This is a genomic window from Pseudomonas sp. LM13, assembly GCF_041381355.1.
GTDB classification, from domain to species: Bacteria; Pseudomonadota; Gammaproteobacteria; order Pseudomonadales; family Pseudomonadaceae; genus Stutzerimonas; species Stutzerimonas frequens.
The window spans coordinates 340,359-352,786 of the sequence record NZ_JACBXH010000001.1; the positions used below are offsets into that span (position 1 = coordinate 340,359).

The following is a 12,428-nucleotide window of genomic DNA, read 5'->3' on the forward strand; positions in this document are numbered from 1 at the left end:
GCCGCCAAGCCACCGGTTTCACACAAAAGCGCACGAAGCGGGGACGACGATTACGGACGGTCGGCGGTGAAGAATGGACTGACCAGGCCGACAACGAGCAAATTAATCCCTACAATGCGCGCCTTGCCTGCTCCAGCCGACAACAGGTTTCGTCACGATGAAATTCGCCTACGACGGGTTCGATGCGCAAGGTGAGCGCCAGAGCGGCCTGCTTGAAGCAGCCAGCAAGGTCGAAGCCTTGCGCGAACTGCAGCGCAAGGCGATCACCCCGATCGAACTCAAGCCCCAGGAAAGCAGGAAGACTCCTGGGCTGTTCGCCCGCCCGCTGGCTCGCCAGCACATCGTCCAGGCGTTGCACGAACTGACACGTCTGATCGAATCAGAAGTCTCGATCGCAGAGTCGATCGAGGCGATGACCGACGCAGGGCACCACGAGCGAATCGACCACGCCTTCGTCGGTATCGCGCGCGCGCTGCAGCACGGAGAGTCCTTCTCTGCCGCACTGGCGGCGAGCGGGCTGCCCTTGCCCGACTACCTCCTGCACCTGGTGCGAGCCGGCGAACTGACCGGCGACCTTGCCGGAGCGCTCAAGCGCGCCCAGGAAAAAATGGAATACGACGAACGAACGGCGAACGAGCTGCGCAACGCACTGACCTACCCCATCATCCTTGTTCTTGCCGGGATTGCCGCTGTGCTGCTGATGTTTGTGGTCGTGGTACCCAAGTTCAGCGGCATGCTGGACAAGAACAACGCCACGGAGATGCCCTGGCTGGCCACCGCCGTGTTGAGCAGCGGCACCTGGTTCAACGCCAACTGGGAAATATTGCTTGGCTGCGTGATCGCCGCCGTGGCCTCGGGTATGGCCGCCCTTCGGCAGCCCGCGATTCGGAGGCTCCTGATGAACTGGGTGACACGGCTACCCGTCATCGGTAGCTGGCTGACCGAAACCGACATGGCAAGCTGGTCCTATACCCTGTCCGCGATGCTGGCCTGCAAGGTAGAGCTGCTCGCCGCACTGAGCCTGTCGACGGCAGCGATGCGCATACCGCGCAGGCGCGCCGCGATGCAGGAGGTGATCCGCCAAGTGCGGGCTGGTAAGAGCGTTTCCTGCGCGCTGGAGGAAACACACACGCTCAACCGCACCGGAATCAACCTCGTCAAAGTAGGCGAACGAACCGGACGAGCTGCAGAAATGCTTGCATCGCTTGCCAATCTCTACGAAGAGAACAGCAAGAACCGAATGAAGAAGCTTATGGCGCTTATCGAGCCCGTAGCCATCCTGCTGATCGGCTCGGTCATCGGCGTTATCATCCTCGGCATCATCCTGGCAATCACCAGCGTCAACGACATGGCCATCTAGCACACGGAACCCCTATGAAGCAGTCCTCCCTATCCAGATCCCGCAACCGCGGCTTCACCCTGATCGAACTTCTGGTCGTACTGGTCATCCTCGGCATGCTGGCCGGACTGGTCGGGCCTCGCCTGTTCTCCAACGTCGACAAATCCAAGGTCAAGACAGCCGATACCCAAGTCAAGATGCTGCGCGGCTCGCTGCAGACCTACCGGCTCGACGTAGGCTCCTATCCCAGCACCGAGCAGGGCCTGGCGGCACTCATGCACAAGCCATCGGATGTTTCGAACTGGCAAGGTCCTTATCTGGAAGACGAACTTCCCAAAGACCCCTGGAGCAACGCCTACGTATACAAGAGCCCGGTCGACAACCTGCAGGGCTTCGCACTTTATTCACTTGGTGCGGATGGCAAGCCGGGAGGTGACGGACTGGATGCGGATGTGGGCTACCTGGAAAAATAGCCATGCGACTGCCGCAGCGCGGTTTCACCCTGCTCGAGCTTCTGGTGGTGATAACCCTTATCGGCCTGATTGCCGGCGTCGTCGCGCCTCGCTTTGTCGCTCTCGGCGACAGGCTGGCCCAGAAGAACCAGCTACAGGAGGCCCGCCAGAAGGTCAACGGCCTGCCACTGCTGGCCATGCGCAACGGTTCAGCCATGCGCATCGACGCCAGCGGCGCACCGCTTGAACTTCCGGACGGCTGGCGCATCAGCGCCCGCAGCCCGGTCATCTACCAGAGCAACGGCGTTTGCCTGGGCGGCGACATCGAGGTTTGGCAGAACGACACCAGGCAGGCCGTAGCCGACCTCCAGCCGCCGCTTTGCCAATGGCGCTCATGAGATGGCACCTGCACGAATCGGGGCACAGCAGGGGTTTTCCCTGCTCGAGGCGATAGTCGCGCTGGTCATCCTGGCGGGCAGCTGCATGGCGCTGTTCGCCTGGATCAACGGCAGCCTGGTGCAGCTGCAGCGCGCCGAACTCTACGTAGAGGCGGGCCCCGCCATCGCCAGCGCGAGTCAATACCTCAAAACAGTCGACCTGGCCCAGCGCCCGGAGGGAACCTTCCAATCCGGACGCGTCACTGTCGACTGGACAGCAAAACCCATCGAGCTCGACGTATCCAGGCCCGCCGCCTACGGCGGCAGCAACTTCCTGCTTTCGCTTTTTCAAGTCAGCCTGACCGCGCACACGCCAGATCGGTCACTGCCGTCGCTGCAGACACGAATCGTCAATTACCGGCTCAAGCCCGGCCTGCCGGACCCTAACGATGGGCTTTGACCTGCCGCACCGCTTGCAGCGCGGAATGACCCTGCTCGAACTGCTGGTCGTGATGACCATTCTCGCCCTGGTAACCAGCCTGCTGATGCAGGGCTTCGGGACCGCACTGGGCACCTACGAACGGGTACAGCGACGCCAGAGTGAAGGCATGCCGCTCGAGCTGGGCTATCGCTGGTTCTCCGAAACCCTGTCCGGCACCCAGGCAGAACTCGACGCCCCTCGTCATTTCAGCGGGGATGCGCGACAACTCGGCGGCGTGACCCACCGACCGCTGAGAGGCGCTAACGGGCAGGTCAGCTTTTTCAGCTGGAAGCTAAGCGAAATGCAGAATGGCGAACTCCAGCTTTCCTATCACCAGCCCAACGGCGTCGATTGGGTAATCTATCGCTGGCCCGCCGGCACCCGTGGGCGCTTCATCTACCGGGCACCGAATGGTTCGGCCGCCGATCGCTGGCCGCCTTCCGCCAGCACCCTGCAGCCCCCGTCCGATGGCAGCATACCGGGGGCGGTGGCCCTGGAGATAACGTCCAGCGAAGGCTTGCCGCTTCGCTGGTATGCCAATCTGCCAGGACGCACCTATCCGCGCCTCGACTATCGCGATTTCTGATGAGCCCAGCCATGCCCCAATGCAAGCCAGCCGTTTCGCAGCCCGGCGCATCGTGCCTCCCCCTGTCCGCACCGGCGACCGCAAAGGGCTTCGCACTCATCGCCGTGCTTGGCCTGCTGATGGTTCTTTCGCTGGTTGCGGCATTCATCTCCGGCTATGCGGAACAGCGGCTCGAGCAGACCTTTCAGCTGCGCAGCCGGCTGCAGGAGCGCCTTGACCAGGATGCAACCCTCGCCACGTTGCTGCATGTCGTCGCCACTCGTCCCCTGCTGCAGAATGCCTTTCTCCTTCGCCCACCGCCGCCCGCCGCCGCAAGCTACGACCCCTTCAGCCGCTCCCTGCCGGATGTCGACATTTCGCAGCACCCGCACCTCTTCGTGGACGACCGGCCATACGCCGGCATCGGCGCCGCCATCTTTGCCCTGCAGGACGAGGGCCCGCTGCTCAGCCTGCTTGACCCGGATCGTGAACGCTGGACCCAACTGTTCCGGCAGCATGGCCTCAGCCCACAGCAGGCCGAGCGTTTTCTCGATCAGCTGCAGGACTACACCGATCAGGACGACCTGCGAAGACTCAATGGTGCCACCTCCAGCGACTACATCAATCAAGGGCTGGAGCCTCCGCCCCAGCGCCTGATGATCAGCCCAGGCCAAGTGTTCAATCTGCTCGATGGCACCACCCTGCATGATGAGTTGCTAGCGATACTGCCTTTTGCCACTACGCGCAGCGGCCAATTGCATAACCTCAATACCGCGCCAGCAGCGGTACTGCAGACCATTGCTGGCATCGACGACAGCCTCGCCGAGGCCATCGTTCAGGAACGACGGAACAAGCCCTACAGCGACCTCTCCGATGCCAACCAGCGCATCGGCCGCATCATCCCGCTGGACCCCTTGGCAGCCCCCAGCCAGGCCTCACCCTATCTGAGGATTAAGCTATGGACGGTCATGACCGCTTGCAGACAGCTGATATGGCTTGGGCTATCATCCACGCCCACCTCAAGATCGACCCCGTGGGACATTGACTATCTCTTCTCGCTCGACCAGGAGCAGCCTTGCCGCACGCCTCAGCCAGTGGCTTTCCCGCCGCTGCTCGAGTCAGCAATGGACGGTTGACCGCCACGACATACGGCAACGCCCCTACGCTGGCGTTAGGCCGCGCGTGCTGCTGTCGCGGGAATTAAGCCTGTTCTTCAAGCTGGACTTCAGCAAGATACCGGCCAGCAAGCGAGCCCAGGCGCTACGGCAGCAACTACTGCTCCTTTCCCCCTTCGCCAATCCTGGCCACTACGCCAACTGGCAAGCCGGGCGCGCACAGGTATGGATCTGGGATCAGGCGGCCCTGCTCGAGCGTCTGCCACAAGCGGCGCGCTACAGCGTCCTACCGGATTCCGCGCTCAGCCTGAACAGCCCGCTCCTGGATGGTGAGCGCCTGGTGGCCGGCATCAAGGGCCTCGAATGGCAACGTTGGCGCGATGGCCAGCTGGACGACAGCCGCTGGGCCGCCCACCACACGACTGAGCTGCCGACCCATGAGCTCGACCTGTCGCAACGCAGCCCGCTGCAGGCCGCCGATCGCCAGCTCTTGCAGAACCTGGGGATGGCGAGCGTTGCCACAGCATTGCTTGCCGCCTTGCTGATTCAGATCGGCGCCTGGCTGGACCTGAGCCGCAGCCAGGAACAGCTCACCGCCCAACTGGCCGAACTCGAGGAGGGTAGCCAGCTTCAGGCGCAAGCACGCAGGCGTGCGCTGCAAAGCCGCGACCGCTGGCTCACCCGGCAGGCGCTGTTCACCCATAGCCAGAGCGAGCTCATCGCCCGCGTCGGCGAGGCACTACCGTCCAGCGCATCCCTTTGGCAGCGTTACGACTACCAGCCCGGTCGGCTGCAGATATTCCTCCTCGACCCCAGCCCTGACCCGCGCGACTACGTTCGCCGCCTGGATGAAACCACCATGGTCGACAGCGTCCAGGTACAGCCGGAACCCCGCAACGGCATGGTCACCCTGCAGGCGGTGCCCTTCGCCCAAGGAGGCGAACAATGAACGCCTGGCTGCAACGTGAACTGGCAACGGCGCGCGACCAGCTCGAGGCGAATCCGCGGCTGCGCCTTGGCGTGCTGGCGATACCGCTGATCCTGCTGCTCTACCTGAACCTGTTGTTGGTCGATGCGCGCAGCGAGCAGCAGCAGGCCATCGGCGATCTGCAGGAACAGCTGCTTGATGCCAGCCAGTTGGCCGGGCAGGACGAATGGGTCGAGCGTCTGGATCAGGCGCGCGCGCAGCTCGACAAGCAGGCCGAGCGCCATTTCGGCAGCGCCGACAGTGAAGCCTTTGCCCGCGCCGACATACAGGCCAGCGCCCAGGCGCTGCTCGCCGAACAGAACCTCGAACAGATTCGCATCGAAGTATCGACCGCGGGCAAGGCCGACGCCGCAACCGGGCTGATTCCGCTACAACTGCGCCTGGCGGGCAATGCACAGGGTGAACAGCTCTACGCCCTGATCGCCGCCATGGAAACCGGCAAACCCACCTATCGCATCGACAACCTGAACGTGCAGGCACAACGCGACAGCCACCTGGTGTTCTCGTTAATCGGCACCGCCTGGTACCGCCCATGGAGCAGCGCGGAATGAATGCGCGACTGATCCTGGCTGCACTGACACTGGTGCTCGGCCTGCCACTGATCGGCTACCTCTGGCCACAGCCGTCGCCCAGCGCCATACAGGATACCGAAGAAGGCTGGGCTTGGCCTGAGGCCGCCAGCGAGACGCCACGCGCCGAACTCCCGGAAAACCTTGCTAACTATTGGCCGGGCAAAAAGCCGACCAACAGCACTGAAGGGGACGCGGCGTCAGCCGATAGCCAGCGTGGGGCGACACAGCATGACTGGAAGCTGATCGGCGTGATTCGCCAGGGCAGCAGTCTCAGCGCCCTGGTGCAGGACCCGCAGCAGAATATCGTCACGCTCAGACCCGGTGACCGGCTGGATGAACAACGCCGCGTAAGCGAATTGAAGCCGACGTCCCTGCTCTGGCGGGATGACGAAGGCGGTACTGGCGAGTTGCCGCTCTATCCCGAGCCCGCCGCAGAATAGAACAACCCTGGAACATACCGGGGCCGCCGACATTACGAGAATCTACATGACCTCCAACACTCAGCCCGGCCAGCTCCGCTGCCGCCTCTCGCGCTTTCCTCTCAGCTTGCTCTCGCTCGCCGTAATGCTGAGCGGCTGCGCCATTGATCCCAGTCCCACGCCACTGCCCGAGCCGATTCGCCCGCCGCAGCAGCAGGAAGCCTACGATGCCAACCTGCAGCAGGGCTCGGTGCGTGACGAACAGACGCTCAAGGCGCAGCGCTTTCAGACCACGCCCGGCCAGGTGCGCAGCGGCCCGACCTATGTCGAGGCCAGCGCCGATGCCCTGGGCCAGGACCTCAGCGGCCCGGCCATCAGCCTGAACCTGAACAATTTTCCACTGCCCGCCTTCATCAACGAAGTGTTCGGCAACCGCCTGGGCCTGTCCTTCAGCGTCGCCCCCGCACTGCAGGCCAAGACCGATCTCGTATCCCTGCGCCTGAGCGAACCTCAGCCGCCGGCAGACCTCTTCGCCACCGCCCGCTTCGTGCTCGCCGATTACGGGGTGGCCGTCACCGAGCGCGAGGGCGTGCTGTATTTCCAGGTCGCCGACAACACGGCGAATGACGTTCTGCCGTTATTGGTCAGCGGCAGTGCGCTGCCCGACGTCCCCATGTCGCATCGCCCCGTGTTCCAGCAGGTACCCATGCGTGTGGTACGCAGCGACTCCATGATGCTTTGGCTGAAAGACATGTTCACCGGCAGCAGCCTGCAGATCAGCAGCGACGCTATCCGCAACTCCGTGATGCTGCGCGGCCCTATCGATTTGATTCGCCAAGCCAGCCAGGCCATCGAGCTCTTCGATCAGCCAGCACTCAAGGGCAGCCATAGCATGGCCATCAGCCCTGTCTATTCAGACGCGGATGCTCTCGGCAATGCTCTTATAAAAATACTCCAGGCAGAAGGCTATGACGTTTCCGACACCCCTCCCATGGGCGGGGTTACCGTTCTCAAGCTCAAGGAATTGCAACGACTGATCGTGTTTGCCGCTGACCCAGCGATCCTCAACACCGCACGCCACTGGGTGGAGCTGCGTGCGGGTAAACGTTTTCAGCAAACACGAGCGGCAGGTGGTACTGCACGTTCAGCCAGATATTGTTCAGATAGGCCAAAGTTTGCGGATGAGTAAAGTAATCAGCCGCTGCCAGGGGCGTCAGAAAGGCGCCGAGTAGAATGCTCAGCAGCACGGCAACGATCAAAGCCGGGAAGATTCGCATGACGCGCTTGATCATGAAGTCGAAGGTGCCCTTGCTGTTCAGGTATGAAGCTGTAATCAAATACCCGCTGATCACGAAAAACACGGAAACAGCCAGCCCGCCACCGGTTTCATACCCGCTGAGAAACACGAACGGCTCCCCTGCGGGCCGTCCAATTAACGGATAGCAGTGGCTGAACAACACGAGAATGGCGGCAACCAGCCTCAGGAAGTCGAAGTTGTTGGCTCTTGAAACAGGTGCACCCATGACGATATGAACTCTTGGAAAAGAACTAAGCTGGAAACCGGTGCCCCATCAATACGATCGGCTTAAAACAGGGGCGGCTAAACCGCTGTCCGATCAGCTATGTTTTGCCTGGTGCGCCATCAATCCTTGTAAATTGCCTCGAGGACCGATGCCATACCGGACGCGCCACCAATCTGAAGTTTGATGGTGTGGTCATATTCATCCTGATAAGTAAAAAACATCAGCCTGTCGATGTCATGCTCCTCTGCCAGCAACTGCTTGGCGCGGATTACCTCATCCCTCACCCTGAGTTCCACCAGTTTTGCCGGCTGCCCCTGCTCGGGCACGGCTCGCGCGTCGAATTCCAGCAAACCGTTGTTACTGGATTCGCCGATAAGCATAATTTCTTCGTCAGCCTCTGTTTTTTCAAGCTCAGTACGCAGCAATGCTAGCGCGCCGTTCATCCTGCACTGATAAATTGCATTCAGCATGTCTCGGTCATGCTTGATCCACTTACGTCCTTCGAGCACAGGCCCATCCTTGAAGAAGCTGAGCTCATGCCGGACCTCGCTGACAGGCTTGCCTGTAAAACGCTCGCAACTGGACTTCGGGAAACGGCTGGCAAACCAGGCGAGCGAATGCTCATGAAGGCTATCTAGCAGTAGCGTGGAAACGTAATAGTCGAAAGAGACGACATCGACCCCGTCAGGCACCCCACCCTCTGTATACATATTTCCGGCCAGGTCATACGTGGTAAGCCGTTTGGTCGTGATGATGTCGATCCACTCTTGCTGAGCAGGCGTGGCGGACTGCCCGGCAATGGTACTGTACTCTTGGTCGATTGCCTCTACGTATCGGGCAGCCTGCTGTTCGAATTGTTTTGCGAAATCACGGTTAAACATCGCGCCCGCGAAAATCACACCAATCTTCACCGAATCCAGGCCACGCACCGAAAGCTCACTGCGGACAGCAGATGTCAGACGCTCGTAAGCCTGCTTGGATACGCCGTTCAGGTAAGGTTCGTCGATCAGAAAAAGAGTATCGATCGTATCGCCATAACGCTTGGCCAGATCAAGGAATGGCTTGATGCGATCAAGCACGATGCCTTCGCTGCTGTCAGCCCAGACCTTGTTGTCGGCCCGCGCCGGAAATAGCTTCTGCTTTTCCGTGCCGTCGCTGGCGATATAGATGCGGCCCACCTCAGCGATAGGTGCCGGATGTCTGAACTGCGGCCCCAGGTCTATGAACAGTTTGATATGAGTGCGTTGTGCTTCGATGAGGCTGGATTCAACCTGCTCGATCGAGTACGCATTGACCATGGCGAAGTCGACCTTGTCGGAAAATTCCTCAAACACCCCTTGCGGTGAAAAGAAACCGACCTCAGCCTGCGCCAGCGATGACGCTCCGGTCGATAGCGCCAATAAAGCAGCAATTACGCATCCTTGGGACTTTCTGTACAGACTCATTACTCTAATGTCTCCGCCGCTTGAGCTACACCGCCGGCTTGGCCGCTTTTGTATTTTTCGATGCGCTCGCCGAGCTTATGCGTGCTTTGCTCAATGAGCGCGTTATAGCGCGAGTTCTGAAACCCCCAGAGCGTCGAATGCTGCTCTTCCTTGTGCCCAATCAGAAATGGATGCACGGTGAAGACGCGAATGTGCTCCTGGTTCTCCATGTAACGGTCGATGGCGTTGACGTGGACGTCGTGGTTGGTCTCGTCCCAGCGAAGGATGGCATCGTAGAAACCTGCGTTGTATACGTTCAATACGGCGCTGACCATATGGTCGATATGGACAATCTCCAGGTTGTCGACCTCGGTCATCTCCAGTACCTTCGTATCGGCATGCAGGTCGGCGATAAATCCTGAAAACACATCCCAGACACCGGCGTTCTCCACGAGGTGGCCCAGAACGGTCTGGTATTTGGCCTCCCAGCCGTCCAGAAACTCGACGTCGTCTTCGCAGACGGTGATATGCGGCAAACGCAGCTCTTTTGCTTTGCGCATGATGAATTTGTAGCTCATGCCGCAGCCCACCCAGCCGAGCTCATGGCGTAGCCCCGGAAAATATTCGATACCGTAACGGTTGTCGGCCATGAAGTCCTTACGCCGCTCCACCGACTCGGGAAGGCCGAGACAGACGAAGTCGCCCTTGAACTGGATGTTGTGCCCAGCCAGGCGGTAAAACGTGTCGAAATCGATATTTTCTGTCGCCAGCAAAAAGCGCTGGAAGAAATACTCGAACCAATTCGGCTGATGCTGAAGCAACTGCCGGTTGTGCTGCACCTTGTCTTCGCGGCGCTGTGCGTCGGCCAACCAGTAATCCAGACGCTCAACCATGGCATCGGCATCGCCAATATCAACAAAATCGACGATGTCTGCCAGGTTTTGATGCTCATCAATGTCGACGCTGCTTTCCGACACGATCAGGCAATCCAGCGAGAGGGACTCATAGATGCGCGTGGTTTCGAGCAGTGCCCCTTCATAATAATGAATGTTGATCAGCACCTTGGCCTTGCGCAGCTCTTCATAGAGCGCCTCGCCGAAGAGATTGCCGATGACTTTCACCCGGTATTTTTGCTCGATCTGCGCGATGAACGCCTTGCGCCGCTCGTTGGTGGCATCGCCATAAAAAAGCACGTCGTACTCCTTCTCAGGAGCACGCATTGGTCGCTTGGCCGGATAATCACCTAGATAGCCGATCGGCATGAAGTACATCTGCCGATAGCTCAACCCATTGCTGGTGAAATAACCCAGGTTCAGCTGGGAATACTCGAAAACGGCGAACGAGTGCTCCAGCATCGACATATAGCGCTCGGTCAGCCATCGCGAACTGACGGTCTGCTCCATCTGGAACGCTACATAGAGTTCGGGTAGCTCGGCGAACATCTGCGGGCAGATGACGAAATGCGGTGCCTGGACAAAACCCTGTGTGGGTTTCTCGAAGACAATCTGGGACCTGACGCCTATCCGCGATAATTGCCGAGCGATGAGCTCAGCCACGAACAGGCAATGCTGAGTGGTCAGGATGACCGCTTCGCTGCCTGCCTTGAGGTCAAAGCGCACAGCATTGCGTACCGGCAGAACAGGAACCGCCGTAGGACTGGCGACCTCGCGCAACCTGCGTATACCACCGCGAATACCGTGGACCCTGAAATGCACCAGGGCGTTGGGGATGCTGCGCGGGTTACCCGCTATGTAGCGCAAGACCCGACCGCCTCGGTCATAGAGTTTACGGGCGGCGGATGCCCCACCGCGCAGCGGTGCTGTGAGACGCAGTGAGCGGGAATTCAGAATCCGATCAAGCTGATTACGAACACGATGAAGCTCGTCATGACACAACTCCAGCTCCAGTATTCTCTGGTCGTTCATGGCGACAGCCTGCTGATGGCTTTCCGTCGCCGCCGACAGCCGCTGCTCAGTGAGTCCAAGGGTATTCTGTAAGCGCTGAACTTCGGCATCCGCTACCGCAAGCAAGCCATCCAAACGGTTCCGCTCGAGCGCGGAAGCATCATTTACACCCGCGAGTTCGGAAGAAACGCGCCGATTTTCGGCGTCAGCCTCGGTGAGCAGACTGTTCAGACGCTGCCGTTCCTTTTCGGCGCCGTCCAGCTCTGCGAGCAGGCGCCGGTGCTCCGCATCGGCCTCGACCAGCGAAGCGTTCAGCCGGTCGGTCTCGCTTTGCAAAAAGGCGCCGAGGCGTTGCTGATCTTGCTCGGCAGCGGTCTTTTCCAGCTCCAGGGCTTTACAAAGCTGATCGTATTCATGCAGAAAATCCAGCATGGGCCGCTGCTGCTCCAGCTGGGCCACAACTGCCGACCAGGATTCAGCAAAGCTCGATGCATTGTTCGCGCCATCATTCTCGCAAGCGGCATATAGCAGGGTATACGCCTGCCTGACCGCATCGGGGACCAGAGGCGACAGCGCGAGATCCCTCGCCTCGTAGTTCGCATGGCGCAGATCACGGCTCAGGAACGTGTTCATGTATTCATCCAGAGCCGCCTCATTGCCGGCCAGATCGAGCTCAGCGGCAAAGCGTTCCAGCTCGCGCTCGGGTCGGGCGAGCAAGGCGTCGTAGTCCACGAACAGACGCGTCGCGTCCCCGGTACCCGCTACCGCCAGTGCGTAGTGTTGCAGCCACAACCAATACGATTTCCGCTCGGGGAAATGGTTACGGCGCCTCAATGACTGGGCGACGCTCAATGGGTTTCGAACTGCGATCACATAGGCGACGTGCAGTTGCAGATGATCAAAAACCCGCTGCCAGAACGGCAGCAAACGGCAGGTTCTTGGATCTTTCAATGCGAACAGATCGCTTGTGGCCAGCTTGCCACGCAGCAGCAGAGCCGCTTCAAGGAACAGCTCGGCAAGCCGGGGGTCGTTCTCAAAGCCTGCCGGCAGCAATTGCAGCGAATCGTAGGCTGCGCCCAGCACGCCCAGAATGCGCTCGTTCAAAAGAACGAAGTCTTTGTCTTCCCAAAAACCTTTAGGGTTGTCGGCGCCTGCGGGTAGCAGATTGTCACCAACATTTGCCCCGACGGCTACCAGAGCACGGGTAACCGCGCTGGTCCCGCTGCGATGCATTCCAAGGACGACGATGATTCGTTTCGGGCTCATTGA

12 protein-coding genes are annotated in these 12,428 nt (G+C 60.2%); 9 read left to right on the forward strand and 3 right to left on the reverse strand.

Going from position 1 to position 12,428, the window contains the following annotated elements; translation table 11 throughout:
• Positions 1-157 precede the first annotated feature (157 nt).
• The 9 genes from HZR81_RS01600 to HZR81_RS01640 are packed head-to-tail and all read left to right on the forward strand — an operon-like array spanning position 158 to position 6,329.
• Positions 158-1,360: a type II secretion system F family protein gene (locus HZR81_RS01600; RefSeq protein WP_500127140.1), complete on the forward strand. Its 1,203-nt coding sequence runs from the start codon at positions 158-160 to the stop codon at positions 1,358-1,360.
• Between the two features lie 14 nt (positions 1,361-1,374).
• Positions 1,375-1,812: a type II secretion system major pseudopilin GspG gene (gspG, locus tag HZR81_RS01605; protein WP_014597861.1), complete on the forward strand. Its 438-nt coding sequence runs from the start codon at positions 1,375-1,377 to the stop codon at positions 1,810-1,812.
• 2 nt (positions 1,813-1,814) lie between these two features.
• A complete protein-coding gene (locus tag HZR81_RS01610; protein WP_267931331.1) occupies positions 1,815-2,189 on the forward strand; it encodes a type II secretion system protein in 375 nt (124 codons plus the stop codon).
• A 1-nt stretch (position 2,190) separates the two neighbouring features.
• A complete protein-coding gene (locus HZR81_RS01615; protein WP_500127141.1) occupies positions 2,191-2,628 on the forward strand; it encodes a type IV pilus modification PilV family protein in 438 nt (145 codons plus the stop codon).
• Entirely contained in the window at positions 2,618-3,235 is a 618-nt protein-coding gene (locus HZR81_RS01620; protein ID WP_049338863.1) for a type II secretion system protein, read from the forward strand. The genes HZR81_RS01615 and HZR81_RS01620 overlap by 11 nt, the downstream gene beginning before the upstream one ends.
• A gap of 11 nt (positions 3,236-3,246) precedes the next feature.
• Positions 3,247-4,350, forward strand: a complete 1,104-nt coding sequence (locus HZR81_RS01625) for a type II secretion system minor pseudopilin (RefSeq protein ID WP_500127142.1) — start codon at positions 3,247-3,249, stop codon at positions 4,348-4,350.
• 46 nt (positions 4,351-4,396) lie between these two features.
• Complete coding sequence (locus HZR81_RS01630) at positions 4,397-5,278, forward strand: hypothetical protein (RefSeq protein WP_500127143.1); 882 nt, start codon at positions 4,397-4,399, stop codon at positions 5,276-5,278.
• On the forward strand, positions 5,275-5,868 hold the full coding sequence (locus tag HZR81_RS01635; protein WP_434757705.1) for a GspMb/PilO family protein: 594 nt from the start codon (positions 5,275-5,277) through the stop codon (positions 5,866-5,868). Before HZR81_RS01630 ends, HZR81_RS01635 begins: the two co-directional genes overlap by 4 nt.
• Positions 5,865-6,329 (forward strand): hypothetical protein, encoded by a 465-nt coding sequence (locus HZR81_RS01640; RefSeq protein ID WP_500127144.1) that lies wholly within the window; start codon positions 5,865-5,867, stop codon positions 6,327-6,329. The genes HZR81_RS01635 and HZR81_RS01640 overlap by 4 nt, the downstream gene beginning before the upstream one ends.
• A gap of 1,043 nt (positions 6,330-7,372) precedes the next feature.
• Here HZR81_RS01640 and HZR81_RS01645 read toward each other — a convergent pair.
• The 3 genes from HZR81_RS01645 to HZR81_RS01655 all read right to left on the reverse strand — a co-directional run bounded on the left by HZR81_RS01645 (position 7,373) and on the right by HZR81_RS01655 (position 12,425).
• A complete protein-coding gene (locus tag HZR81_RS01645) occupies positions 7,373-7,831 on the reverse strand; it encodes an acyltransferase family protein (protein ID WP_500127145.1) in 459 nt (152 codons plus the stop codon).
• A 119-nt stretch (positions 7,832-7,950) separates the two neighbouring features.
• Positions 7,951-9,276 (reverse strand): hypothetical protein, encoded by a 1,326-nt coding sequence (locus HZR81_RS01650; RefSeq protein WP_500127146.1) that lies wholly within the window; start codon positions 9,274-9,276, stop codon positions 7,951-7,953.
• Positions 9,276-12,425: a glycosyltransferase family protein gene (locus HZR81_RS01655; RefSeq protein WP_500127147.1), complete on the reverse strand. Its 3,150-nt coding sequence runs from the start codon at positions 12,423-12,425 to the stop codon at positions 9,276-9,278. Before HZR81_RS01655 ends, HZR81_RS01650 begins: the two co-directional genes overlap by 1 nt.
• Positions 12,426-12,428: the final 3 nt, after the last annotated feature.